Origin of the sequence: Lederbergia lenta NBRC 16444 (assembly GCF_001591545.1) — a bacterium.
Classification (GTDB): Bacteria; Bacillota; Bacilli; order Bacillales; family Bacillaceae_C; genus Lederbergia; species Lederbergia lenta.
The window spans coordinates 11,654-38,352 of record NZ_BCVC01000004.1 but is presented as its reverse complement, the minus strand read 5'-3'; the positions used below and the strand labels follow the sequence as shown (position 1 = coordinate 38,352).

Below are 26,699 nucleotides of genomic sequence, written 5' to 3'. Positions count from 1 at the left end.
ATCTATATTGGATGTAATACTTTAATTTTTTAACAACTCTCTATATACTAATAATAAAAGATCGGACTGATATATGATGAATGGACAAAATCGAGAAAATGTAAAAGTTGGCTTAACCGTGGATATCGTTCTTAAGCAAGATCAGCGTACTGGAAAAACAACCAGAGGGATAGTCAAGAATCTTTTAACTAAATCTGCCTTTCACCCACACGGTATTAAAGTAAGGCTAGAAGATGGACAAGTAGGGAGAGTCCAACAAATTATTCAGGAGAATTAATATTCTTTTATACAAAAAGGAAAGGGAACGAGCTTATGATATTAGGGTTAACAATCATATTAATATTTGTTTTATTTTTACCATTTACTGTAAAGGTTGTAGAGCGTAATTTAGAGGCATTTTTATTTATTATGGGTCTTGCTGCTGCAGCGATTAGCCAAGTATTAACTGGTTCTTTATTTACGAAAGCATTAGTTGATCCAATCAATATTACTTTGGCTGTTCTTATCGCTGGACTTTTATTTAAGTGGCTGCAAGATCCACTAGAAAAAGGAATTCTCGGGATGAGTAAAGCGATCCCATTCCGTTTATTTATTGCGCTTGTTGTCATCATCTTAGGATTAATCTCTAGTATCATTACAGCTATTATTGCTGCTATCGCTCTAGTGGTGATTGTAAGCGTGTTACGGCTTGATCGCCGATCTGAAATACGACTAGTCATTTTAGCGTGTTTCTCCATTGGGCTTGGTGCAGCTTTAACGCCAATTGGAGAACCGTTATCAACAATTGCTGTGAGTAAATTAGATGAAAGTTTCTTCTTTTTACTGAAACTAATTGGACCAGATGTGATTCCAGCTGTGCTTATTTTTGCTGTACTTGCTGCCATCATGGTTAAACCTATGCAAAGTGAACACGGATTAACCGCCAAGCAGCAGACAGAAAATTACAAAGAGATTATTATTCGATCATTAAAGGTTTATTTATTTGTGATGGGTTTAACATTGCTTGGCGCAGGTTTTGAACCTTTCATTGAAAGATATTTGCTTGGACTTAGCCCACTTGTCCTATATTGGATCAATATGATCTCTGCAGTGTTAGACAATGCAACACTTGCTGCAGCAGAAATTAGCCCAATGATGGATGCACCAACACTTAAGGCGATATTACTTGGACTGCTCATCAGTGGCGGTATGTTGATCCCAGGAAATATCCCAAATATCATAGCAGCAGGTAAACTGAATATTACGAGCCGCGAATGGGCACGTTTTGGAGTACCAGTTGGTTTAATTGCTATGGTAGCTTACTTCATTGTCATTCTTATTTTCGGATGATGTCTCATTAGCTAAACCGGGACAAAGAGCCCAGGTCTTTGTTTTCAAAAGAAGAACACCTGCACTTTTTTTGCGGGTTGTTCTTTTTTTTAAGCTATAATAACGCTAAAAGTACTTTTAAAAGGAGCAATTTAAATGATAATTGAAATGATCGTTCAAGACGAAGTAGAAGCAATGCAAGCCGAAGCGTATGGAGCTAATAGACTTGAGCTTGTATCTGCCATTAGTGAAGGTGGATTAACCCCAAGTTATGGCACCATAAAAAGGGTATTAAAAAGTACTCATTTGCCTGTCCAAATTATGATTCGACCACATAGCAATGGATTTGTTTATCGTGATTTCGATTGGGAAGTGATGAAAGAAGATATTTCGATTATTAAAGAACTTGGAGGAACCGGCATCGTTTTTGGCGCTTTAAACTCCGATGGTTCCATTGATGAACAATTATTAGAGAAGGTAATAAAGCATGCTTCTGGTCTTGACATTACTTTCCATAGAGCTTTTGATGAGGTTACCTCTCAGCAAGAAGCATATAAAACACTTACTCAATATAAATATGAAATAAAGAGAATTTTAACTTCTGGTGGAAAGGCAAGTTGCGCAGACGCAACGAAAGAATTAAAGTGGCTTGTTGAGCAATCACGTTTAACTGGGGGCCCTGCAATTTTGCCTGGCTCTGGTTTATCACCTGAAAATATCGCAACCGTTCATCAACAGGTAGATGCAAAAGAATACCATTTTGGCTCTGGAGTAAGATTAGAGAAATCATTTCATCATGGTTTTTCTGAAGATGCTATTAAACAAATACGCCGTACATTGGAAGGAACAAATTAAACCGTTAATTTCCGCTTCAGGATCCTAACGAATATTTTTTTCGCAAGGGCGCTTGTTCAATAGTTGAGTTATCTTCTTACGAATTGAATTTAGCTATTTAGTAATCATAGAGGATATTGTGTTGAAAAGGTGAAATGCAACTTTCAGGAACTGATTCACACATGAGATCACCGCAACCTCATGGGGCTTACTCTGAGGTTGCTTTTTTAATTGATCATAATCAACAATCCGCTTTTTAGTTTCTCTCTCAACCTCCTGTTTCCCCTATATTAATTCGGTCCTAAAACTGGAGCTTGTCGGTTTGATACTGTTACATATCGATTCCTACGTATACTTCAAATCTGTTAATTGTTCTAAAAGCAACGTATGTCGCCTCTAACGTTAGTCGATTGCCCTCCAACCAACGGAGTATTGCACTTTTCTGCTTCTGAACCACTGGTTACAAAATTCCATTTTTGTTCAGTTGCTAAATTCTGTTATAATAAATCGATATGATAGACAATGATAGGGGCAGATTTAACCATGACGGTTGAGATAATGATTTCAATAAAAGATAAATTCAAAAATATGTATCAACAAGGTTATCCATTAGTATCTAAAGAAGCAATTTTAAATACAAAGCCTCTTACATCAGAGGGAATTATATTCAACCTAGTTGACGAGCAAGGACACTTTCTTGGTAAAGGGTATTTTGGTAAACAAAATAAAGGCTATGGTTGGATATTGAGTAATAATAAAAATGAAATGATAAATCAAGACTTTTTCACTAAAAAGATTTCTACAGCTATTAAAGCTAGAGCTAGCTTTTTCAATGACAACGAAACAACTGCTTTTCGCATTTTTAATGGTGAAGGGGACGGAATTGGTGGACTTACGATAGATTATTTCGCTGGTTCCTATCTCATCACTTGGTATAGTGAAGGAATCTATACATTTAAAAAAGAGATTCTTTTCGCATTGGAACATGCCGTACAATACCAAGCAATTTATGAGAAAAAACGCTTCTCTCGTACGGGACAATATATGGAGGACGATGACTTTGTAAAAGGTGAACGTCTTGAATTCCCCATTATTGTCAAAGAAAATGGTGTAAAGTTTGCCATTTATTTAAATGATGGAGCAATGGTTGGCGTTTTTCTAGATCAACGCGAAGTCCGGAAAGCGATTATGAATCGTTATGCCAAAGGAAAAACTGTTTTAAATACTTTCTCGTACACAGGAGCATTTTCGATATTTGCCGCATTGGGCGGTGCTACAAAAACAACTAGTGTTGACTTGGCAAACCGAAGTAAAGGTAGAACAATCGAGCATTTTCAGATTAATGGAATAAATCATGAAAAACATAACATAGTTGTTGAAGATGTTTTCCAATATTTTAAATACGCTGCACGGAAACAACTAACGTTTGATACTGTCATTCTTGATCCACCTAGTTTCGCTCGCTCAAAAAAAGTGACATTTAGCGTAGCTAAAGATTACAAAAAGCTATTGAAAGAAGCGATCATCATCACAGAAAAAAATGGAATAATTATCGCTTCAACAAATAGCACTGCTTTTGGTATGAAAAAATTTAAAGGATTTATCGATTCAGCTTTTAAGGAATTAGATAGCACATACCAAATCCTCGAGGAGTTCTCACTTCCTCAAGATTTTAAAACATCTATACACTTTTCTGAAGGAAATTACTTAAAAGTCGCCATTATTAAAGCAAACACAACGCATTAATACGAAAATGAATCAATTGCTGCTTTAGCTAACCCATTTACTACTGCATCATCCATTGGTGGATTATGAAGACCTGCTCTGACATCCCGATACATTCGCTCCAATGGGAAGGTTTTGGACAGGCTTCCCCCACCAACAATGCGCATAGCCATATCTACGATTGCAAGAGCTGAATTGGTTGCAACGTATTTCGCAAGTCCCAATTCAGATTTTAACTCCAGACGCTCATCAGGATTTTGATCCCAGCGGTCAGCCACGGAATATAGTAGCATTCTTGCCGTTTTCAATTTGACTTCCATTTTCCCTATTTTCTCTTGGATATGTGGCACCTCGGAAATAGGACCAGGTAAACTGTTCGGCCTATAATCATTCGCAAACTGGATAGCATAATCTCTTGCGGAATGAGCGATGCCGATATAGCATGCTGGTATATGTAGCAACCAACCTTGATCTTGCCTTACATTTCTTTTACTACCTGGTTGTTCTATTCCTATTAGCGCACTTTCAGGTACTTCTACTTGTTTTAAGATTACATCATGGCTACCCGTTGCACGCATCCCAAGCGTGTTCCATGTCTCATCAATATGTACTCGGTCAGATTTCTTTACTAAGAATCTACCAATTTTCTTTTCTCCCACTATACTCGCTGTCACAATAAAATAATTTAGAATAGGACTTAATGTACTAAATGTCTTTCTCCCTGTAATTAACCAACCGTTATCCGTTTTTTCAGCCGTTGTTTTAGGCATTCCACCCCTTGTAGGACTTCCAGTTGATGGTTCACTAGCAAAACTATTTACCATTTCTCCATTTTCAACGACTTCCCTGCATATACTTTCAAAAAGGGGCTCTGGCCAGCTGTGTCCTGCCCGGAGACTTAGCATAAATCCTATATGCCATCCAAGTCCAAGAGCTGTCGATCCGTCTCCTTTCGCCAATTGTTCTAATATTAATACCATTTCATATAGGGACGCTTCATCACCACCATATTCCTTCAGGACGGTTGTCTTTAAGAATCCAGCTTCTTTAAGGTCTTGAAAATTCTCAAATGGAAATGCGGCCTCTTCGTCATAATAGCTAGCTCGCGGTGCGAATTTTTTAGCTAATAAGGCTGCCTCTGCAACATAACGTGCTTCACGCTCATTTCTAATAAAATAGTCATTATATGCCATACCTCTTTACCTCTCTTTCGCATTGGAACACTTGTTTTTAGTTTACGTTTCTAGTCAACAAAAGGCAAATGTTGGGATTACTGATTATAAAGAAAGTAATAACATCAGGAAATGCAGCGAGCTTCCGTATCCGAACGGAACAACCAAAAGGAGAAATAGGAAGTTGGGGAACATTCTATATTTCATGGTGATCTCGTGGCGAGCAAGAATTAAAAGTCGGATTGTACATTATTATAGTCAATTAAAAAAGCAACCTCAGAGTAAATCTCATAAGGTTGCGGTGATTGCATGAATGGAATAAAACTTACTGTGAGAATTAGGCTACCAAGTTGACGGAAGCGTAATATGCCCTTTCTTAGGGGATCAGTGTGACAAGTGAGATCTCGCAGAATCCTACCACACGCCCTGAAAAGCAATATCCTGAAGCAGAAATCAACTTTGTTGGAATTTCCATACTATTTCTCCATTACAAATGGATTCATTTAAATAAATTTGCTATGGAGTCAATCAATTTTTTAAAGAAATTAGATACACTATCCCAAAATCCTTCATCGCCAATGACATCTTCCATCTTTTGCTTAATATCTTTCGTAATATCTTCCAGTTGCTGTTTTACATTATCAAAATTGATATTAAGTGATCGCATTTTTTCAAATAAGTCAATAAGTAGCTGACGGTCTTTTTCACTTAGTTCTATATTCATTTTATTCAATTGTTCTTCAACAATTTGTTCCACTTCTTCTCTTGTAACAGGTTTCTGTTCCGCAATCATTTTTTTGATTTCAGTTAACAGTTCCCCAACCTTTTCATCATCTAGGCCTTCTTTATCAGCAAGCTCGGTTGCTAAATCTAATTCCTCATTGGCTACTTCCATCCGATCTTTATCAAGTGTTTCCCCTTTGCTTTCATATGCCTTATAAATACCAACAAGCGCAGAGTGGCCACTTACTTTTACTGGTGAGACAACCTCGACATTCGCGTTCTCAATCCCTGCCGTTAATAATGCATTAGCATACATTTCTTCCGTTACTTCCGTAATATTTTCAGGTGTTACCCTTGTAACAACAAGGCCATTCCCCTTTTCCTTCAATGTAATCTTTGCTGATGAAAACATGCGAGAGTTTGGATTCCCATCTATTAGTCGCGCAAGATCTTGTGCTGTCACAATAATTTCTTCCACATTTGCGGAGTCATTTATTTTAAGCAACTTTCTTACTTCCTCTTTTTGTGCTTCTGTCAAAGTCTCACCCAGTACAACGACTGGTAGTCCGAATTTTTCATTTATACTTTCTTCTGCTGCAACTTGTCCGCTTCCTTGAAATATAAGACCTAAAGCTACTATTGCTAATAGTAATCTCTTTCCTAATTGTTTAAACATTGTCTTGCCCCTTTCATATTCTTAACTAGATTTATTCAACGTGTTGTTTTGGTGGCAATTTATTCAAATAGTCTATTGCTTCTTGCAATGTTTTTACGGGCACAACCTTAACGTCATACCCTTCCTTTTTCACTTCATCCAATACATCCATTTCATTTGTATCAGTCATAGATACATCTGCTGGACAAAAGAATATATCCATTTCTGCTTTATTGACAGCAGTAATCTTCTCGCGGATTCCTCCGATTTGCCCTACATTTCCTTCCATATCAATCGTGCCAGTACCCGCAATTTCGTATCCTTTTGTTATATCACTCTTCATTAACTGATTATATACTTCTAAGGAGAACATTAAACCAGCAGAAGGTCCCCCGATATCGGCAGCATTTATATTTATAGTACGGCTTGTTTCAATCTCAAACTGATCTTCTGGGACAATGCCTATTCCAGCTTTATTTTCCCCATTTGCAATTGGGATAAGTTCTATGTCCGCACTTTTTTCCTTACCATCATGGATAAATGTAAGCTCAACAACATTTCCTTGACTTCTGTTTTTAAGCAAAGAAAGGAAATCAGTTATTTGATTAACCTGCTTGCCATCCACTTGCTTAATAACATCCCCAACTTCTATTTTTCCCTTTGCATTAGATGTACCCGATACATTACTTACAAACACACCATTTGGCTTTACAATTACTTTTTCTCCAGCAGCACGGAGACCAGCAACCAGTGCATGTTGTTGAGATGAAGTCATCATATGCTCTAACATTCTTTCATATTCTTTATCGGTCAAATCTCCTTTTACCTCTTTTACCTTTCGCATATCTGTGTGCGGCGCCACCAAGCCATAAGCTAGGTAATAGATATTACTGGCCCTTAATGATAGAACCGTTGTTAAGTAAAAATTCCCTTCCGCTTGCTTTTCCCCGCCCTCCACTGTTACCTTTGATGCTAATTCTTCAACTGATCCAGGTTGATATAGATAATAGGGGGTAGGTATGAAAAAGGAAATAAGGATTAAAATAAGAATTGTCCCTAGTATTTTTCGTGTTTTTATATTTGAAAACAAGGTATTCATCATTTAAAAACTCCCCTTTCCTTATCAGTATCTGATCGGCTGATTAAACTAAGTGCTCCACTTAATAATAGACGTATAAAATAATAATAAGTTTCAAATTGGATCAATAATTAGGTATTCCATGTACTTTTCTTTTTAGTCTACCATTTTTATCTAGCGCACAGCAAAATTGCATTTATACCTTTTAACAGTTATGATGATCGATGCAATAAAAACAATGAATTATTTTAAAATAGAAAGAAGATTGATTTCATGCAGAAACGGCTTTTATTTATTTTCATCATGAGTACATTTGTAGTTGGCACGGTTGAGTTGATTATAACTGGCATATTAGAATTAATTGCTGCTGATTTACAAGTTAGCAAATCATTATCAGGGCAACTCATCACCATTTACGCATTTTCATTTGCGATTGGAGCGCCAATTTTAGCCATTAAAACAGCAAAGTTGGAACGAAAAATAGTGCTTTTAATCTCATTAGCGATCTTTATTGGTGGAAATATCCTTTCAGCTTTGAGTCCTTCATACTTTATGCTTGCAGGTGTTCGCATTATTACAGCATTGGCGGCCGCTTTATTTATCGTCGTTGTTTTGTCTACCGCAGCAAAACTCGCCCATCCAAGCAAACAAGGGAGAATCTTAGGACTAGTTTATATGGGATTCAGCGCAGCTAATGTGTTTGGAGTTCCTTTTGGGACCTATATCGGCTCGACGTTTGGCTGGAGATCCACCTTTTGGCTAATAGCCACTCTATCCATTATTTGCTTCATACTAATTGCATTATTTCTTCCTAAAACGGAAGGAGCAACTGCTAATGAGAAAATGCCTTTTAAAGCTCTTTTAAAAAATCGAGAAGTCGTCAGTCTCTTATCAATTACAACTATATGGCTAGCAGCCCATTACGTTGTATATTCCTATATTAGTCCAATGATGACAGATAGCGGCTATTCATTAGCAACTGTCAGCTTTATTTTATTACTCGCAGGTGTCGCTGGAACGTCAGGAACAGCCGTGGGAGGTAGTTTATCGGACTTGATAGGATCTAAGCGCACGCTTTGGATAGCTGGTAGTTTATTTATGATTGCTTTACTATTCCTACGATTATCTTTACCTTATATACTTTTGTTTAGTATCGTTATTTTCATTTGGAATTTTGCTCAATGGTCCACAAACCCTGCGATTCAATCAGCATTAATTAATATTAATCCAAAGAATGCTGAACTGTCATTAAGTTTAAATATGTCCGCCTTAAATATTGGAATCGGGCTCGGCGCTCTGATTGGTGGAATCATTATTCACAATGGTGGCTTACATTTTGCACCATTTATAGCAGCAGCTATGACGATCATTCCATTAATTCTAATTAAGAAAATCACAAGCGTCGCTAAATCTAATTGATCTACAAACGAAGGAAGAATTCCAGTCAGAATCGTTTATTACAAGAAAAGGCCTTAACCCCGCTAATCTTCTGGCGCTGTAGCTGACTTAAAAAGATCCATGCTTCGCCACTTTAATTAGGCGAAGCATGGATCAATATGATAACTTGCTATTTATCTTTACTACTCCACTCAACCATAGGATCTTTAGCGTCCTCTTCTAGGGGCATATGGATTATTTCAATTGATCTTTCCCCCCTTGGAAGCGCAAGTTCTTTGTAAATTATTTCAGATGCTCCAAGCCCTACTTCTTTCGCACGCTCTATAGAGCCACAGTAATACACTTTCTTTATTCCCGACATATAGATAGCAGCCATACACATCGGACAAGGCTCTCCGCTTGCATACAACGTATAGTCACCTAAATCAAGTGTCTTTAACTCCGCTTGCGCCTTTCGAATGGCGATAAGTTCCGCATGACCACTTACATCGTATGTATGATGAAGCTCATTTACACCTTCTGCTACAATTTCATCATTCTTAACGAGCACAGCACCAAATGGATTCCCACCTTCTTCAACATTATTCAGCGCCAAATCAATTGCTCTTTTCATGAATTGATCCATTTCGACCCCTCCTTGAAACTATTCTGAAACAATTAACCTTTCCAATTCCAATGGTTCGATATAGACACCATCTTTATAGGCTCTCATATTACCACCGGATATCTCATCGATTAACGTAATTTTTTTGTCTTTGCCCGTACGACCAAATTCTAATTTAATATCGAATAGCTCAATTCCTTTTTTTGCCAGCTCTTCTTTTACAATACCACTAATTTTAATTGTTAAATCCTTCATTTCTTCGTATTCTGCAAGTGATAAAATGCCAAGCATATCCAGCGCATCTGCACTGATCGGTGGATCTTGACGATCATCATCCTTCAATGTCACTTCCACAAATCCATCAAGACTCTGTCCCTCTTCCGCATACATACCATATCTTCGTAAAAAGCTGCCAACTGCTCTATAGCGACAAATTACTTCTAATCCTTTTCCAAACATCTTAGCAGATTGCACAATCATTTCAGCCTTATCAATATCTGCATCAACATAATGAGTCGGAAGATCGTTTGCTTGTAAAATTTCAAAAAAATACTTCGTTAATCTTAGTCCCGCTTGCCCAGCACCTTCCATTTGCAGGCCGACAGTATTGGCTCCAGGATCGAAAACTCCATCTTCACCTGTCACATCATCTTTAAACTTTAATAAATAATTTCCATCCTTAAGTGAATATACATCTTTTGTTTTCCCTTGATAAATTAACTCCATTTAGCAATCCCTTCCCCCATGCAGAATTATTAACATATACTAATTATAACAAAAAAAGTGAAACACTACCCGCTGCTCTGAAAAATCAGATAGAATAAAATTTATTGAATGAATAGATTGATACGTTCATCACTTTTTGAAAGGAAGATCTATTATGCAACAGGACATATTTCATAAAAAAGTTTTCGATACATTTTCTTATCTTCATGCCAACCCTGAAATTAGTTGGAAAGAACAAAATACTACATTTTTTATAAAACAACAACTTGAAATGGCTGGCTGTAATGTAACAACTTTTGATGACTGTACAGGAGTAATCGGTGACTTTGGAGGCGGATCAAAAGGAGTTCCAGTCGTTGCCATTCGCGCTGATATGGATGCATTATGGCAAGAGGTTGACGGCATATACAAAGCAAATCATTCTTGTGGTCATGATGCCCATATGACAATGGTTCTTGGCGTTCTCTGGAAACTAGAGGCTAATCCACAATTAAGAGAAAAGATATCAGTCCGCTTTATTTTTCAGCCGGCTGAAGAAGTAGGTAAAGGTGCCCTTACATTGGCAGAAAAAGGCGTCGTCGATGATGTTGATTATTTATTTGGTATTCATTTACGCCCAAGCGCAGAAACGCCGAATGGCTTTGCTACTCCAGCCATTATTCACGGAGCAACTGGCGCAATAGAATGTGAAATTGTTGGGGAGGATGCCCATGGGGCTCGGCCACATTTAACAAGCAACGCAATTGAGATTGGGATGCATATCGTCAATCTACTAAATACTGTTCATCTAGATCCAACCGTCCCCCACTCCATAAAGGTAACAAAGTTTCATGCCGGTGGGAAAAATACTAATATTATCCCTGGCCAAGCTTCCCTTTCCCTTGATTTACGCGCACAAACAAATGAACATATGAAGTTACTACAAAAAAAAGTATACAATATTCTTGAATTGACTGAGCAACTGTTTGAAACGAGAATAAATATCGTAAATGATTACTCCCTTGCAGCCGCAAAAGTAGCTCCAGACGCTGAAAAAATTGCGCGACAGGCGATTGTGAACGTATTAGGTGAGAATTATACAGTTCCAGCCCTTTTAACCCCTGGCGGTGATGACTTTCATTTCTACACAATTAGCAAACCGACTTTAAAAGCAACAATGATCGGGCTCGGATGCGATTTGAAACCCGGTCTTCACCATCCCAGCATGACTTTTGACAAACAAGCTCTATTCAATGGAATAGATATCCTTACTGAAATGGTTTTACTAACTAGTCGGGTAAAGCGGTAAGGAAGGGCGCCGCAGCTGCCTCAAGAAAGTAATAAAAAACATCCTGTTATTCATATGAATAACAGGATACAGAAAACCCGGACGCAAAGCACACGAAGCCCTTTATAATTATTCGAACATGTGTGGTGATTTCTGTTATAGCACCCGCTTTGCGTGGGCGGAGCATTTGTCTAGCTATAGCGCCTAGCCCCTTCACTATTGCTTCGTAATAGCTCTATTATAATGCCGGTAATACGAGTCAACATTAAGGGCACTTGCCAGAGCTAAAAATGTTTATTTATCACGGATTATGGGAAAATAACTATGTATTATTGGTATTCATTTAATGTGTGAAAGAAGTTTTGCAGAAATTCGTAAAACAATAACTCGGTTGGCATAAGTTCACGATCTCTTGGAATAATGACTCCAACAGTACGTGTTACTTCAGGTTCTGTAATGGAAGTTTTCACTGTCGCTCTCGGCAAACTATCGATAAGCGTAATTTCAGGCAACATCGTAACACCAAGGCCCGCAGATACAAGGCCTTTAATCGCATCAATATCTTTTCCTTCAAAAGAAACATCTGGTTCAAATCCATGTTGCTGGCACGCTTTTATAACTACGTCACGCAATATATAGCCTTTTGGAGAAAGAATAAATGAGTCATGGCGTAAATCATCTAGTGTAAGTGTACGTTTTCTCGCAAGTGGATGATTTGAATACAATAGTGCAACAAGTTTCTCTACAAATAAAACTTCACTTTTAACCCGACGTTCTTGCATTGGAAGAGGACCCATAAGCGCCATATCAATTTCACCTTTTATAACTGAGTCGATTAAATTATAATAAGAATCTTGGTGAAGTTGAAATTTTACTTTTGGATGTTCTTTTCGAAATGCTGAAATAACTGTTGGGAGTAAATGGGCAGCAAGACTACTCGGAAATCCGATTCTTACTGTTCCTTTCTCAGGATCTAAGCATTCATTTATTTCCCTTTTAGCTTGCTCGATTACATCCATAGCTTGTTGCATTTTTTCCAGGAACATTTGTCCAATTGGTGTCAATCGAATGTTTCTTCCTTCTCTTATGAATAAATTGATACCAAGTTCAGCTTCCAGATTAACAATTTGTCGACTAACTGCGGATTGTGCTACATGTAAAGCGTCTGCTGCATCCGTCATATGTTCACGTTTTGCGACTTCTATAAAATATTGAATTTGTCTTAGTTCCAAAATACTCACCCTTTTTCAGACTAATCTAATCATAGCATGAATCTTATCTCAAATTCATATTGTTTAGATTAATTGTAGAAGATAAAATATTCTACAACGAGTTTTATCGGTACGATTGGTAAATTATGTATGCACTCTTGTGGAGAGTTGCGGAAAAAGGAGTGTAAATTATGGCGATGGTGATTAATATGAAAAATGATAACATACGAACAGCTCAAGCTTATATCGATGAAGTATATGAGACGGTAATTGATCGAAACCCAAATGAATATGAATTTCTTCAAGCTGTTAAAGAAATTTTCCACTCTCTCATTCCCGTTTTTGCAAGAAATCCTCATTATATAGAGAATGGCATTTTGGAAAGAATCGTTGAACCTGAACGTTTGATCTCATTTCGTGTACCTTGGGTCGATGATCAAGGTAAAGTACAAGTAAATCGTGGTTTCCGAGTTCAATTTAATAGTGCTATTGGTCCTTATAAAGGCGGAATACGATTCCATCCATCAGTAAATGCTAGTATCATAAAATTTTTAGGCTTTGAGCAAATCTTCAAAAATGCTTTGACTGGGCAAGCAATTGGTGGAGGTAAGGGCGGATCGGATTTTGATCCTAAAGGAAAATCGGATGGGGAAATAATGCGCTTTACCCAAAGCTTTATGACAGAGCTAAGTAAGTATATAGGTTCAGATGTTGATGTTCCTGCTGGAGATATCGGGGTAGGCGCACGAGAAATTGGTTATATGTTTGGACAATACAAAAGATTGCGCGGAAATTTTGATCCTGGCGTACTTACTGGTAAAGGTGTAAATTATGGTGGTAGTCTTGGAAGAACGGAAGCAACCGGCTATGGTACGGTTTATTTTGTTGAGGAAATGCTTAGAGACCAAGGATTAACATTTACAGGTAGTACAGTCATTGTTTCTGGTTCTGGTAATGTTTCGACTTATGCAATTGAAAAAGCACAAGAATTTGGCGGAAATGTTGTTGCATGCAGTGATTCAAACGGCTATATTTACGATGAACTTGGCATTGACCTTAATACGCTGAAAAGGCTGAAAGAAGTAGATAGATGTAGAATTAGTGAATATGTAAAAGATCGACCTCATGCGAAGTATGTCGAGGGTAGCGAGGGTATTTGGACTGTTCCATGTGATATTGCTCTTCCATGCGCTACGCAAAATGAACTTGATGAACACTCTGCAAGAATACTTGTTGCTAATAAAGTGAAAGCTATTGGCGAAGGGGCTAATATGCCATCTACACTTGAAGCAATCGAAGTATTTCATGACAGCGACGTTCTTTTCGGACCTGGTAAAGCAGCCAATGCTGGCGGTGTGGCTGTCTCCGCGTTGGAAATGGCACAAAATAGTTCACGTGTTTCTTGGACATTTGAAGAGGTCGATGACAAACTCAAACTTATCATGTCAGATATTTATAACAGCAGTGTGAGAGCAGCAGAAGAGTACGGTCAACCAGGTAACCTAGTTACTGGTGCAAATATCGCCGGCTTTACAAAAGTGGCTGATGCGATGCTTATGCACGGTATTATATAAGATATGGCATAAATATATTTGATTTAAGAAAAGACGATGCTCTTATTTATATGAGGGAATCGTCTTTTTATTTTCCAAATAGTAAATATACTCCTGTAAATATAAGAATAATGTACGTAAAAATACGAAAAATTCTTTGGTTAATATATCGAAATAATATTTGTCCGATAAACAGTCCAATAACTACTAAAGGTAGGCCTATACCGCTAGCTATCCAGGCTTTTGTTGTTGTACCAACAAAAATAACTTGCAAAAACAGACTTACAGAGTAGATATATAGGTAAAATGCCAAGGTAGTGGCCCTTAGCTTCTCCTTTTTTGCCTCTGTTCCAGAAAAATAGAGAAGCAATGGTGGACCAGGCATTCCGATACTTGCTGTTAATGCGCCAGAAAATCCCCCGACCACCAAATCTCTTTTATATGTTTGTCGTATACGAAAATTTAATATTAACAACACTGTTAGCAAAAGAATTAGAAGGCTGACTCCTATTTTCAACAAACTTAGGTTAATAGTAAGTAATATCCAAACTCCAATTAGCACTCCTAAAAAACTTCCCGTTATAAATCTTTTCAATATCTCACGATCCACATCCTTTTTAATTTTTGCTATTAATGCGGTCGAGATAAAGAGGGACAAAATTAAATTTATTTGGACCGCATCTGCAGGGCTAAATAATAAAAGCAAGAATGGAGTCGCCATAATTGAAAAACCAAATCCCGTACTCGTTTGTAAAATAGATGAAATTAGAATAATAATGGCAAAAAGTATATAATCAAACATTAAGAGTTTCCCTTCCAATTCTGAAATTCAATAATTTTAGAATTTTTCATTTATACATTATTATACTCGTCTTACAATCGGTTTAAAAATTATACATCCTTAAATGCAAAAAAGGCATGGAAGAGAAATCTCTTCCATGCCTTTTAACGTTTATTATAATTTAACAACGTTAGCTGCTTGGTCGCCGCGGTTGCCTTGAGTGATGTCAAAGCTTACTTTTTGGCCTTCTTCAAGTGATTTGAAGCCTTCGCCAGTGATTGCTGAGAAATGTACGAATACGTCTTCTCCGCCTTCAACTTCGATGAAACCGAAACCTTTGTCTGCATTAAACCATTTTACTGTACCTTGATTCATTATGAAAAACCTCCAAAAATTTGTTACTTAATAGCGATGTAAAACAAAAATTCACATGCTTTCCCGGACATACCATCAAAATATAATCCGGGAAAACATGTGAATTATAAGATTTAGTACTTATTAAGTGTATAGTGATCATACCATGGACAGATATGAAATGCAAATTAATTTTGAAAATAGCTTCCTTCTCGTTTTACAATAAGATCCCTTCTCTACTCAATGGCTCAAAATCTACTTCAAATCCCATATCCTCAAGCATTTGCTTATCTGTCAAACCGGCTTGCCCCTCTGTCGTCAAATAATCGCCAATAAAAATAGAATTAGCCGGGTACAGTCCGAAAGGTTGCAAGCTCCTTAGGTTTACTTCGCGTCCTCCAGAGATCCTAATTTCCTTGGACGGGTTGATCATACGAAATAAGCATAATACCTTAAGGCAATAACGTGGATTCAATTCATTTGTTCCTTCAAGTGGCGTACCATCGACAGCATGTAAGAAATTTACTGGAATCGAATCTGCACCCAACACCTTCAAACTCCGTGCCATATCAATCACATCTTCCTTTGATTCCTTCATTCCAATAATAACCCCTGAACATGGAGAGATACCAGAAGATTTAACATGACCGATTGTTGATATGCGATTATCATAAGTATGGGAAGTAGTGATTTTTTCATGGTGACTGCTTGAAGTGTTAATATTATGATTATAGCGATCAACACCAGCTTCCTTTAGTCGTACGGCTTGTTCCGGTTTCAAAATACCAAGGCATGCGCAAATGGTCATTTCCTTATGTAATGATTTAATTTCCTTTACTGCATCTACAACTATATCCATTTCTCGATTTGCAGGACCACGACCACTCGCTACGATACAATACGTACCTGCATTTAATTTTGCAGCTCTACTTGCACCAGCAACAATTTCCGCTTTCTTCATCATTGAGTATTTTTCAATAGGTGCTTTCGACACGATCGATTGGGCGCAATACCCACAGTTCTCAGGGCAAAGCCCTGATTTAGTATTAATAATCATATTTAGCTTTACCTTATTACCATAAAATTGTTTTCGTAATTTATATGCTGCGTGTAATAATAGCAAGATTTCATCATCCGGACATTCAAGAATGGCCAGCGCTTGTTCATCAGTAATTTCACTACCCGTAAGTACCTGATCAGCCATATGCACAAATGGATTCATTTTCTTCCTCCTACCTCGATCTTTTGACAATTTTCTGCATTCGATGGGCAAATACTCCTGCCAAAACAGCTAAAATGATGTCTTTAGGAAATGGAACGGCCATCCAGATCCATGCTACTTTATATGAAAAAGCTTCTGGCGCTGCAAACCATAGCTTATATGCTGCATACATCCAGTTCGTTCCAAATAAATAGCTTACTATCGTTCCAACCAAAGCCCCAGTGACATAAGCATATAATTTATTATTTTTCTCAACCATTTTCCCAGTTATATAAGCAGTTAGAATAAAAGAAAGTATAAATCCGAAAGTAGGGCTTAATAATTGACCGATACCACCACTAAATTTCGCATAGACCGGCGCGCCAACAAGTCCAATAAACGCATAGACAGACATGGAAATTGCTCCAAGCCTACTTCCTAAAAAACCCCCCGCCAATACAGCAAAGAATGGTTGTAATGTAATCGGCACTCCTCCAACTACCATAAACGGAACGAATGAAGTTATATTTGCTCCTATCATCATTAATGCTGCGAACATACTTACATATACCATTTCCAAAGTTCCTAATTTGTTTTTTGTTTTTACTGCCATCGTACTCATCTTTTCACCCCGAATTTTTAGTATATTTAGATCATAGTAGATTGTCTGATAATATGTCAACTAAAAAATAAAATAGGTTTACATATATTTATTGTAACGAAAACAATTCTTAGGGTACTAAACTATTGAATAGATTCAGAAAGGAGGTCATCATGAGCGAACTTGAGGAGCTGTATAAAGAGATCCAACCAAAGATTTATGCCTTTTTCTACGTGAAAACACTTGATTCTTCAGCTGCGGAAGATTTAACACATGATGTTTTCTATGAAGCACTGAAAGGATTTCACTCTTTTTCGGGAAGATCGACAATGCAAACTTGGCTATTTTCCATCGCACAAAACTTATTAAAAAAATTCTATCGTTCCAAAAGATATAGGCGGAACTTGGAAAATATGCTTATTGAAAATGAAAATTACCATACCACTTCTCCGGAAGATGTATACATCAAAAAGGAAGATAGTTGGGCTCTTTTGAAGCGAATCAGCCAACTTGATGATCTATCTAAAGAAATTGTTACTTTACGCATCTACGGGGAATTATCTTTTAAAGAAATTGGCGATTTACTTGATAAAAGCGAGAATTACACAAGGGTGACATTTCATCGTGCAAAATTGACACTTCAAAGGGGAATGAGGGTGAACTATGAATAAAGACTGCTTTATCGCAGAAGACTTGCTGCCTTTATATAATGATGGCTTGCTCCAAGAGGAAACGGATGAATGGCTGGAATCACACTTAAAAAGTTGTCAAAAATGCAACGAGCTTGCTCAACTGACAAAAGAACCTGTTGAAAAAGAAACAATTATTTCTCCTGTGAATCACGATAAAATGATGGAAAAAATTAAATTAAAATTGTCTATTTACCAAATTATCTTTGTCGGAATATCCTTTTTCTTTGCAATTAAAACATCACTGTTAAATGAAAGTTTCGGATTTATTTTATCGTACACAGTATTAGGAGTGATCACCTATTTATTTTATCGAAACTTTTTAATTGTGACTGCTATTGCGTTCCTGCCTATTTTTCTATGGGATATCTTTCAATCATTTAGTATGTATGTAGACGGGGATACTTCACTATTGTTAGGAATTATTGGTTCAGCTTTTCTAGCCCTTATCCATCTCATTTTCGCACTTATGGGCAGTGTCATTGGTTTACTCATTTTAAAACTAAAGAAAAGAGGCTAACATCATGAAGAAGAAAAAATGGCTATATATTGGTTTGCTTATTATTTTAATTGTACCGATATTGTTTTTTTATCAAGCATTTAACGGTGATCCAGTTTCCAAAATTGTAGCAAAAAAGACTTTACAAAGCTATTTAACTGAGCATTATCCTGAACAGGAATATCGTATTCTTGATCAGTTTTATAATTTTAAAATCAGTGGTTATACTTTTGACGTTATAGAAATCGGAGACGAGCAACAAACAGAGTATGAATTTTGGGTAGCTGGATTTTTCAGGCCAAAGGTCACTTATGATGGGATCTACTATGCTAATCTAGATGAGCCATTGATGGAAAGGATTTCAAATGAAGCCTCAGCAGATCTGACAACCGTCTTAAACGAAGCCGGAATTAAGACTGTCAATATCGATGTTCAATTAGAAATTTTGCAAGGCAAATATGATAAAGGTATTGAATGGTCCAATGAGTTAGAATTTGAAAATCCGATGTATATTCATCTTATTATCGATGCTACAAATATGAATAAGGAGGAAATGCTAGTCGCAGTACGGACGATTCAACAGACACTTGATTCGAAAAATTTCTCCTATAGCAGAATAAGTGTCAACGGTAATATAATCGATACATCAACCATTGGTAAAGATGATAGCGGCTACGTTAAATACTATATTGGGTTTGATAAAGGGAACGACATACAGTTAAGTGATATTAAAATCGAAAAACAATAGAAATGCGCCAATCAGACTCTATAGCCTATGTTAAATAAGCTGGCTGATTGGCGTTTTACAATCATTCTTTTGCTAAAAACTTTACACAAACAACTTCTGGAACAGCCACTTCCGCATCTAACTTCTTAAGTTTTCCAGTTTCTTGATTTCGCGCAAACAACACTAAATTTCCTGAATGCTGATTGGAAGCAATAATAAATGCTTCACTTGGATCTAATACGAAATCACGTGGCCATTCTCCACCAGTCGGCACGTGTTCAATAAATGTGAGTTCACCACTGTCTCCATTCACACTGAATACCGCAATACTGTTATGACCTCTGTTACCAGAGTATACAAACTTTCCATCAGCAGATATATGAATAGCACTTGCATCATTTGTTTCAGTGAAATCTTCTGGAATGGCACGGATATATTGTTTTTCAGTAAAGCTACCGTGTTCTGAATCATAAGCAAGGACAACAACTTCCGAACTTAATTCTGTTAATAGATAAGCAAATTTACCATTGGGATGAAAAGTAATATGACGTGGACCACTGCCCGCCTTTACTTTAAGTGTATTTACTTTTACGAGCTCACCATTAGCAACTTGATACGTCACAAGTTCATCTATACCAAGATCCGCAACTACCACATATTTACCGTCTGGAGTAGATGCCGTGTAATGGACATGTGGTTTTTCTTGGCGTTCATGCGGGCCGTTTCCTTCATGTTGTACAACAGATGCAGCATTCGCTATAGCGCCATCTTCGGTAGTTTTCAACAACTCAATTGTACCTTCATGGTAATTTCCTGTTACGACACCATTAGGAAGCACATCTAGATGGCACGGTGGCGCCCCTTCTTGTACTTGCTTATTAATAGGAGTCAGATCACCTGTTTCCTTGTCCACAGAATAAGCAGCTACTCCACCCAATTTCTTCTCTTGGGCTACAGAATATAAATAGCGTTGATCATCGCTGATAGCCAAATAGGTAGGGCTACCAACCTTTGCAGCTACTTTTACATCACTAAGCTTTCCTGTTTCTACATCTAGCGTGAATGAGTAAATCCCTTCACTATTTTCTCGTGTGTATGTACCAGCATATCCTATGTATTTTTTACCCATTAATATCTCCCCTTTCAAAATATTCTACCTTCATTATAACATTCTAAACGCGTATCACGAAAAAACCGCCCTTCAATCATTGTAATCTTGATTGGAGGGCGGTTTTTTCATTCATATTATTTTTTTCATTTAACATTTACGGATAACGGGAGATCCCCCAGTATTCAGGCCGCTCTCCATATACAAAAAAGGTCTTATTTAAATACTTTCATACGCTCGTCGATGCTATTAAATTGCTTTTCACCAGGTGCTGCTGTCGGTTTTCCGAATGGCATTTGCGCAAGTAACTTCCAATTTTCTGGGACTCCCCACATTTTTTGCACTGCTTCGTCAATTAGTGGCTGATAATGTTGTAAAGTAGCTCCGAAACCTTCTACTTCCAACGCTGTCCAAACGATATATTGCAGCATACCCGCTGATTGCAACGAATATGGCGCAAAAGCATCCTTATATAATGGGAATTGTTGTTCCAATGATTTCACAACGGATTGATCTTCGAAAAATAAAACTGTTCCATATCCGTTTCGGAAAGCTTCCATTTTTTCAGCTGTCGGTTGGAAATTCTCAGCAGGGACAACTTCTTTTAAAGCTGCTTCTGTAATATTCCATTGCTTATCATGGTTTTCCCCAAGCAAAACAACGACCCTTCCGCTTTGAGAGTTAAATGCAGATGGCGCATGTTTTACTGCATGTTCAATCACTTCGATAATACGCTCATCAGATACAACTTTTTCCTTGCTAATTCCATATACTGAACGTCTTTCTTCAACTGCTGTATAAAAGTCTTGTTCTGTTTTAATCATCTTTCATTCTCCTCTGTTATTAATCGAATATAAATTCCTGATGGATCTTTAATTGTTACTTCTCCATCTGATTCGCTTATCCATGCGTTTATTTTTCTCAATCTGTTTACTGCTTCACTCATGATTGCATTATTTGGAAAAATGATCGTAAACCATTTTAAACCCGCGCTATTTTTAGCAGGTGCAGGAGCTCCTCCGCTATTCCATATGTTCAACCCAATATGATGATGATACCTTTCTTTTGAAACGAAAAGTGCTTGACTTCCATAGTTGAGCACAGCATCAAAACCGAGCCCCTCACAGTAAAATTCCTTCGTTTTCTCTAACTCAGCGACTTGCAAATGAATATGTCCTACGATGGTTCCTGTAGGCATTCCTTGCCATCCCTCGTCAGAAGCATTCTTTAGCAAGTCTTCTACATCAAGGGCTTGAGTTGTCATATATACTTGATCGCCGTCCCACTTCCAAGTATTTGGTTCCCTATCAATGTAAATTTCAATCCCATTTCCTTCAGGATCGCTTAAGTAGAGTGCTTCACTCACGTGATGATCTGATGCCCCTTGCAATTGAGCGCTTGTTTGAATAAAATAATGTACAATGTTTGCTAAATCTGAACGATCCGGTAATAAAAATGCAATATGGTATAAACCAGTTGTTCGTTTACGAGGCTTCACATCTTCCGGCTGTTCCAGCGTCAATAATGGTGTTTTTCCATCAGCTGTTAAAGACGCTGAACTAGCTGTTTGGTCAAGTACTTGGAATCCAAGTACATTTATATAAAACGCTAGTGTGTGTTCCAAATTTTCTACAATTAAATCAACAGTGCCAATGACTGGATGCTGACGATTATTTGCCTTTTTCACTACTAATATTCTCCTCTCTGCACCTTACTTACTTTATGTAAGTAACTGTATAATAATAACTGTGTAATGTCAAGTAAGTAGTACGCAAAATAAAAGTTAGGTGAACAATACAACTAGTGCTATAATTAGAATAGTGAGGTGACAACATGAATTCATTTGTGTGCCCAAGGTTTGATAAAGCTATGAGTATACTTGGCCAGCGCTGGACCGGTTTAATTATTCATCAGTTGCTAAATGGTCCCCAGCGTTTTTGTACAGTGGAATCTGCAATGCCAATCAGCGCCAGGGTTTTATCAGAAAGATTGAAAGACCTAGAAAAGGAAGGGATTATCAACCGGCAAGTATTCCCTGAAACTCCTGTCCGTATTGAATATTCTTTAACGGAAAAAGGCTTGGCTTTGCAGCCCATTATAAAAGAAATTGAAAGTTGGGGCGAAAATTGGATCGAAATACAGAAAGAAGATCCAACTAACCCTTAACGCCGACTGCTCTTACCGAACAGCCGGCTTCTTTATTTTTACTATATGTATGCGTTATTATGTACTAATGGAGGTTTTAAAATGAAAAATGAATTGATTCAACGTTTCGTGTCTTATGCGAAGATAAATACGCAATCAGACGAGAACAACTCTGCCTGTCCTTCAACAGCAGGGCAATGGACGCTAGCGAAGAAACTGGTAGAGGAACTGATTGAAATCGGTATGAAAGAAGTTACGATTGATGAAAACGGGTATGTGATGGCAACACTTCCATCAAACACTAGTAAAGATATGCCTGTAATTGGATTTTTAGCCCATGTGGATACGGCAACTGATTTTACAGGAGACGGAGTAAACCCACAAATCGTTGAAAGTTATAACGGGGAAACACTAACACTACAAAAAGATGTTGTTCTATCACCAGCAGACTTTCCTTCTCTTAACAATTATTCAGGTCATACACTTATTACTACAGACGGGACAACATTACTTGGGGCAGACAATAAAGCGGGTATCGCTGAAATTATGACAGCAATTGCTTATTTGATTCAACATCCTGAAATCAAGCACGGAAAAATCAGAGTGGCGTTTACCCCTGATGAAGAAATCGGTAGAGGTCCTCATAAATTTGATGTAACAGCATTTGGGGCAGACTTTGCCTATACGATAGATGGAGGTCCTCTCGGCGAACTCCAATACGAAAGTTTTAATGCTGCCGGAGTAAAGTTAACATTTAAAGGAACAAATATCCATCCGGGGACAGCAAAAGGCACTATGGTCAATGCTACAAAGATGGCCATGGATTTTAACAATCGCCTACCTGCTAAAGAAGCTCCTGAATTTACAGAAGGTTATGAAGGGTTTTATCACTTACTTGCTTTTAACGGTGATGTAGAAGAAACAAAATTATCTTATATCATCCGGGATTTCGATCGTGATCAATTTGAAGCAAGAAAAACAAACATTGAAAAAATCGTTGCCGAACTTCGCGAGCAATATGGTCATGAACGTATTACTCTTGAAATGACCGACCAATATTATAATATGGGAGAAAAAATTAAACCTGTCATGGAAATTGTAGATATTGCTTCTGATGCGATGAAGAAACTCAGCATTGATCCACTTATTTCGCCAATTCGCGGTGGAACAGATGGCTCCCAATTATCCTATATGGGGCTTCCAACTCCAAATATTTTCACTGGCGGCGAAAACTTTCACGGTCCATATGAATTTATTTCTGTAAACAATATGGAAAAAGCAGTTCATGTAATTGTAGAAATTGCTAGGTTATTTGAGGAAAAAGCAGAGAACTAAATTTTCATTACTCTTTCTATACATAGAGTTGCTTAAATAAGCAACTCTATTTTTTATTGAATTTCCTAAAGAGGCATCGCTTCTTCTAGCCTGTTAAATAAAGCATATTCCCATTAAGTCAGTTTTTTAAAAGTTATTGCAAAATTCGACATATACAGTATAATTGTTCTATACATCTGAGGAGGACATAGAATGAAAGCATTAGAAAGAATCAGTCAGTTTGCTGGCAATACCTTTGCCGTATGGGTATTGCTATTTGCCACATTAGCATTTTTTATTCCTGGTGGCTTTACATGGATTGCCCCACATATATCAATTTTGCTCGGGATTATTATGTTCGGGATGGGTATGACCTTATCCATAGACGATTTTAAAGAAGTATTCAAACATCCAAAAAAAGTAGCTATTGGTGTTATTGGGCAATTTACAATTATGCCACTTATTGCTTTTGGACTCGCTATAGGTTTAAAGCTCCCTCCTGAAGTAGCTGCCGGTGTGATCTTAGTTGGTTGCTGTCCTGGTGGCACTTCCTCTAACGTCATGACTTTTTTAGCAAAAGGAAATGTTGCTCTATCTGTTGCCATTACGTCTGTAACTACATTATTGGCACCTTTTGTAACACCTGCATTAATCTTATTGCTTGCTAGTAAATGGCTACCTGTTTCAGCGGGAGACATGTTTATATCGATCGTAAAAATTGTACTTATTCCTATTATTCTTGGTCTCGTGATCAAAATGTTATTCCGAAAGCAGGTCGAACAAAGTGTGAAAGCTTTACCACTCGTTTCCGTTGTAGCAATTGTAGCTATCGTCGCTGCGGTTGTTAGTGGGAATCAACAAAAAATTGCCGAAACAGGACTACTTATTTTACTTGTTGTCATTTTGCATAATTCGATTGGCTATTTGTTAGGCTATTGGTTCGCCCGCTTACTGAAGCTAGATTATGCCGATCGAAAATCTATTTCTATTGAAGTCGGCATGCAAAACTCTGGACTTGGTGCAACACTGGCTGCAACACATTTCTCGCCGCTTGCAGCTGTACCAAGTGCTATCTTTAGCGTTTGGCATAATATATCCGGATCACTGCTCGCAACATGGTGGAGCAAAAAAGCGAATAAATCATAATTATAATTATAAAAACAGGTAAGTTTATACTCATTGAGAGATTGTCGTGAAAAGTTACGACAATCTTTTTGTATGGATTTGATTCCTTGAAAATAACAAAAGTGAATACTTGTATTTACGTTATAACGGACAGTAAATTGCCCGACACGGCTTGTGAAAACTCTCTATTGGCCAGTATTCCCCGCATGTCGGCTTGTAAATGGCTGTGAACCGCCAGAAAACGACAAAAAGCTTATTTCTCTATGTAAACGTGAATCATAAGACGACACTCGTTATCACTTTTTCATTATTTCTTCCCAATACGACATAATTATATTGACTTTCCATGCTACAACTGTGATAATACTGTAGACAAAAGAATCAGATTGCCTTTAATACAGTCCTGTGAGGCTGACAAGGTTGCATGCGTAATATATTTACGCGTGATTTTTGCATAAGCGATGAGTACATACATCCTATTATTATGCACCTTGCCAGTCATTGGGCAAGGTGCTTTTTGCTGCCCAATGACTAGATCTGATCTCTGAAACTTTAAATTATAAGGAGAGATCTAAGGATGAGTCAAAGAGAAATTCAAGTAGATGAACGTTTACCAATATTAAAAAGCTTGCCACTTAGCTTCCAACATTTGTTCGCAATGTTCGGCTCGACCGTGCTTGTACCAATCTTATTTGGAGTAAATCCAGCAACAATACTATTGATGAATGGGATCGGTACGCTATTATATATTTTTATTACAAAAGGAAAAATTCCCGCATACTTGGGTTCAAGCTTTGCTTTTATTTCCCCGGTGTTTGCAGTATTAGGAAAATATGCAGGTGGGGATGGTTACAGTTATGTGCTTGGGGGATTTCTAGCAGTTGGTATTGTGCTTGTTATCGTCGGATTAATTATAAAAGCAGTTGGCACAACATGGATTGATGTCATTTTCCCACCAGCAGCTATGGGCGCGATCGTTGCAGTAATTGGGCTTGAACTTGTTCCTGTTGCAGCAGATATGGCTGGATTAATTACTCCTGAAGGCAAATCAGCTGATACAAGTGCTATCATTGTTTCTTTATTAACATTAGGAATCACAGTCATTTGCTGGGTAACAATGAGAGGCTTTTTAAAAATCATTCCGATCCTACTTGGAATCATCTCCGGCTATATCATTGCTAGCCTTTTCGGTATGGTGGATTACACAGCAGTCAAAGAAGCAGCTTGGATTTCCATGCCAACTTATTACCAAATGAAATTTAATATATCTGATATCCTCATTATCTTGCCAGCAGCTCTTGTCTTAGTACCAGAACATATTGGACATTTGATTGTAACAGGAAATATTGTCAAAAAGGATCTTATTAAAGACCCGGGTCTAGACCGATCTATGATGGGTAATGGAATTTCAACAATACTCTCAAGCTTTTTCGGAGCTACACCTAATACAACGTATGGGGAAAATATCGGAGTGTTGGCAATCTCGCGTGTATATTCCACATGGATTATTGGTGGCGCTGCAGTCATTGCTATTGTGCTCTCTTTTTGTGGCAAACTAGCTGCTCTTATCTCTTCGATTCCTACACCAGTTATGGGTGGTATTTCCCTGCTTTTATTCGGAATCATTGCGGCAAGTGGGATTAGAATGCTTGTAGAAGCAAAAGTAGACTATAATATTTCCCAAAACCTAATACTGACTTGTGTTGTTCTTGCCATTGGAATCAGTGGTGCAGCAATCCACCTCGGTTCTGTTGAATTTAAAGGTATGGGCCTTGCAACAATAGTAGCCATCATACTTAGCTTATTTTTCAAACTACTAGATGTACTAAAGCTATCAAATGAAGATTAAGCCTTCTTGTTTCGATTTGAATAGAGTAAAAGGCGAGATACTAGTATCTCGC

Annotated in this window: 27 protein-coding genes; 14 read left to right on the top strand and 13 right to left on the bottom strand. The window is 37.6% G+C overall.

Annotated features, from left to right (window positions below):
• Positions 1-76 precede the first annotated feature (76 nt).
• The 4 genes from BLE01S_RS14270 (at position 77) to BLE01S_RS14255 (ending at position 3,888) form a co-directional block, all read left to right on the top strand.
• On the top strand, positions 77-277 hold the full coding sequence (locus BLE01S_RS14270; protein ID WP_066144104.1) for a YwbE family protein: 201 nt from the start codon (positions 77-79) through the stop codon (positions 275-277).
• A 35-nt stretch (positions 278-312) separates the two neighbouring features.
• Positions 313-1,329 carry a DUF1646 family protein gene (locus BLE01S_RS14265; RefSeq protein WP_066143570.1) on the top strand — a complete coding sequence of 339 codons (1,017 nt, stop codon included), beginning with the start codon at positions 313-315 and terminating at the stop codon, positions 1,327-1,329.
• Positions 1,330-1,464: 135 nt separating this feature from the next.
• Entirely contained in the window at positions 1,465-2,163 is a 699-nt protein-coding gene (locus BLE01S_RS14260) for a copper homeostasis protein CutC (RefSeq protein ID WP_066143566.1), read from the top strand.
• A gap of 522 nt (positions 2,164-2,685) precedes the next feature.
• The gene (locus tag BLE01S_RS14255; protein WP_066143563.1) at positions 2,686-3,888 is read left to right on the top strand and encodes a class I SAM-dependent rRNA methyltransferase; all 1,203 of its coding nucleotides are present in this window, start codon (positions 2,686-2,688) and stop codon (positions 3,886-3,888) included.
• Here the strand turns inward: BLE01S_RS14255 and BLE01S_RS14250 are convergent.
• The 3 genes from BLE01S_RS14250 to BLE01S_RS14240 all read right to left on the bottom strand — a co-directional run bounded on the left by BLE01S_RS14250 (position 3,885) and on the right by BLE01S_RS14240 (position 7,519).
• Complete coding sequence (locus BLE01S_RS14250; protein ID WP_066143559.1) at positions 3,885-5,060, bottom strand: acyl-CoA dehydrogenase family protein; 1,176 nt, start codon at positions 5,058-5,060, stop codon at positions 3,885-3,887. The genes BLE01S_RS14255 and BLE01S_RS14250 overlap by 4 nt on opposite strands.
• Before the next feature lie 478 nt (positions 5,061-5,538).
• On the bottom strand, positions 5,539-6,438 hold the full coding sequence (locus BLE01S_RS14245; RefSeq protein ID WP_066143557.1) for a DUF1002 domain-containing protein: 900 nt from the start codon (positions 6,436-6,438) through the stop codon (positions 5,539-5,541).
• Between the two features lie 31 nt (positions 6,439-6,469).
• Positions 6,470-7,519 carry a SepM family pheromone-processing serine protease gene (locus BLE01S_RS14240; protein ID WP_231955863.1) on the bottom strand — a complete coding sequence of 350 codons (1,050 nt, stop codon included), beginning with the start codon at positions 7,517-7,519 and terminating at the stop codon, positions 6,470-6,472.
• 249 nt (positions 7,520-7,768) lie between these two features.
• Between BLE01S_RS14240 and BLE01S_RS14235 the strand changes: the two genes are divergently transcribed.
• On the top strand, positions 7,769-8,914 hold the full coding sequence (locus BLE01S_RS14235; RefSeq protein WP_066143555.1) for an MFS transporter: 1,146 nt from the start codon (positions 7,769-7,771) through the stop codon (positions 8,912-8,914).
• Positions 8,915-9,062: 148 nt separating this feature from the next.
• On the opposite strand, the gene BLE01S_RS14230 is transcribed toward BLE01S_RS14235, so the two are convergent.
• Positions 9,063-9,518, bottom strand: coding sequence for a nucleoside deaminase (locus BLE01S_RS14230; RefSeq protein WP_066143552.1), 456 nt, complete (start codon positions 9,516-9,518; stop codon positions 9,063-9,065).
• An 18-nt stretch (positions 9,519-9,536) separates the two neighbouring features.
• Complete coding sequence (locus tag BLE01S_RS14225) at positions 9,537-10,223, bottom strand: phosphoribosylaminoimidazolesuccinocarboxamide synthase (RefSeq protein WP_066143548.1); 687 nt, start codon at positions 10,221-10,223, stop codon at positions 9,537-9,539.
• A 154-nt stretch (positions 10,224-10,377) separates the two neighbouring features.
• On the opposite strand from BLE01S_RS14225, the gene BLE01S_RS14220 reads away from it, so the two are divergent.
• Complete coding sequence (locus BLE01S_RS14220; RefSeq protein WP_066143543.1) at positions 10,378-11,511, top strand: M20 peptidase aminoacylase family protein; 1,134 nt, start codon at positions 10,378-10,380, stop codon at positions 11,509-11,511.
• A 308-nt stretch (positions 11,512-11,819) separates the two neighbouring features.
• Here BLE01S_RS14220 and gltC read toward each other — a convergent pair whose 3' ends face one another.
• On the bottom strand, positions 11,820-12,722 hold the full coding sequence (gene gltC, locus BLE01S_RS14215; protein WP_066143542.1) for a glutamate biosynthesis transcriptional regulator GltC: 903 nt from the start codon (positions 12,720-12,722) through the stop codon (positions 11,820-11,822).
• A gap of 170 nt (positions 12,723-12,892) precedes the next feature.
• On the opposite strand from gltC, the gene gdhA reads away from it, so the two are divergent.
• Positions 12,893-14,275: an NADP-specific glutamate dehydrogenase gene (gdhA, locus tag BLE01S_RS14210; protein WP_231955864.1), complete on the top strand. Its 1,383-nt coding sequence runs from the start codon at positions 12,893-12,895 to the stop codon at positions 14,273-14,275.
• Positions 14,276-14,342: 67 nt separating this feature from the next.
• On the opposite strand, the gene BLE01S_RS14205 is transcribed toward gdhA, so the two are convergent.
• From BLE01S_RS14205 to BLE01S_RS14190, 4 genes are all read right to left on the bottom strand, one after another.
• The gene (locus BLE01S_RS14205) at positions 14,343-15,056 is read right to left on the bottom strand and encodes a sulfite exporter TauE/SafE family protein (RefSeq protein WP_066143538.1); all 714 of its coding nucleotides are present in this window, start codon (positions 15,054-15,056) and stop codon (positions 14,343-14,345) included.
• A gap of 153 nt (positions 15,057-15,209) precedes the next feature.
• Positions 15,210-15,410 (bottom strand): cold-shock protein, encoded by a 201-nt coding sequence (locus tag BLE01S_RS14200; RefSeq protein ID WP_066143534.1) that lies wholly within the window; start codon positions 15,408-15,410, stop codon positions 15,210-15,212.
• 196 nt (positions 15,411-15,606) lie between these two features.
• Positions 15,607-16,611 (bottom strand): biotin synthase BioB, encoded by a 1,005-nt coding sequence (gene bioB, locus BLE01S_RS14195; RefSeq protein WP_066143531.1) that lies wholly within the window; start codon positions 16,609-16,611, stop codon positions 15,607-15,609.
• Between the two features lie 10 nt (positions 16,612-16,621).
• Positions 16,622-17,212, bottom strand: a complete 591-nt coding sequence (locus tag BLE01S_RS14190; RefSeq protein WP_066143529.1) for a biotin transporter BioY — start codon at positions 17,210-17,212, stop codon at positions 16,622-16,624.
• Positions 17,213-17,364: 152 nt separating this feature from the next.
• Here BLE01S_RS14190 and BLE01S_RS14185 point away from each other — a divergent pair, with 152 nt between their 5' ends.
• From BLE01S_RS14185 to BLE01S_RS14175, 3 genes are read left to right on the top strand one after another with little or no spacing between them, the layout of a single operon-like run.
• Positions 17,365-17,862 (top strand): RNA polymerase sigma factor, encoded by a 498-nt coding sequence (locus BLE01S_RS14185; protein ID WP_066143526.1) that lies wholly within the window; start codon positions 17,365-17,367, stop codon positions 17,860-17,862.
• Positions 17,855-18,400, top strand: a complete 546-nt coding sequence (locus BLE01S_RS14180) for a zf-HC2 domain-containing protein (RefSeq protein WP_066143522.1) — start codon at positions 17,855-17,857, stop codon at positions 18,398-18,400. Before BLE01S_RS14185 ends, BLE01S_RS14180 begins: the two co-directional genes overlap by 8 nt.
• A 4-nt stretch (positions 18,401-18,404) precedes the next feature.
• Complete coding sequence (locus BLE01S_RS14175) at positions 18,405-19,127, top strand: YfjL-like protein (RefSeq protein ID WP_066143519.1); 723 nt, start codon at positions 18,405-18,407, stop codon at positions 19,125-19,127.
• Between the two features lie 61 nt (positions 19,128-19,188).
• Here BLE01S_RS14175 and BLE01S_RS14170 read toward each other — a convergent pair whose 3' ends face one another.
• The 3 genes from BLE01S_RS14170 to BLE01S_RS14160 all read right to left on the bottom strand — a co-directional run bounded on the left by BLE01S_RS14170 (position 19,189) and on the right by BLE01S_RS14160 (position 21,901).
• Positions 19,189-20,235: a lactonase family protein gene (locus tag BLE01S_RS14170; protein ID WP_066143516.1), complete on the bottom strand. Its 1,047-nt coding sequence runs from the start codon at positions 20,233-20,235 to the stop codon at positions 19,189-19,191.
• Positions 20,236-20,429: 194 nt separating this feature from the next.
• Positions 20,430-21,038 (bottom strand): nitroreductase family protein, encoded by a 609-nt coding sequence (locus BLE01S_RS14165; protein ID WP_066143513.1) that lies wholly within the window; start codon positions 21,036-21,038, stop codon positions 20,430-20,432.
• A complete protein-coding gene (locus tag BLE01S_RS14160; protein WP_066143509.1) occupies positions 21,035-21,901 on the bottom strand; it encodes a VOC family protein in 867 nt (288 codons plus the stop codon). Before BLE01S_RS14160 ends, BLE01S_RS14165 begins: the two co-directional genes overlap by 4 nt.
• A gap of 146 nt (positions 21,902-22,047) precedes the next feature.
• On the opposite strand from BLE01S_RS14160, the gene BLE01S_RS14155 reads away from it, so the two are divergent.
• From BLE01S_RS14155 to uraA, 4 genes are all read left to right on the top strand, one after another.
• A complete protein-coding gene (locus BLE01S_RS14155) occupies positions 22,048-22,380 on the top strand; it encodes a winged helix-turn-helix transcriptional regulator (protein WP_066143507.1) in 333 nt (110 codons plus the stop codon).
• Between the two features lie 81 nt (positions 22,381-22,461).
• On the top strand, positions 22,462-23,694 hold the full coding sequence (pepT, locus tag BLE01S_RS14150) for a peptidase T (RefSeq protein ID WP_066143504.1): 1,233 nt from the start codon (positions 22,462-22,464) through the stop codon (positions 23,692-23,694).
• Positions 23,695-23,886: 192 nt separating this feature from the next.
• Entirely contained in the window at positions 23,887-24,819 is a 933-nt protein-coding gene (locus tag BLE01S_RS14145; RefSeq protein ID WP_066143499.1) for a bile acid:sodium symporter family protein, read from the top strand.
• Positions 24,820-25,375: 556 nt separating this feature from the next.
• Positions 25,376-26,647, top strand: coding sequence for a uracil permease (gene uraA, locus BLE01S_RS14140; RefSeq protein WP_066143496.1), 1,272 nt, complete (start codon positions 25,376-25,378; stop codon positions 26,645-26,647).
• Positions 26,648-26,699 lie beyond the last annotated feature (52 nt).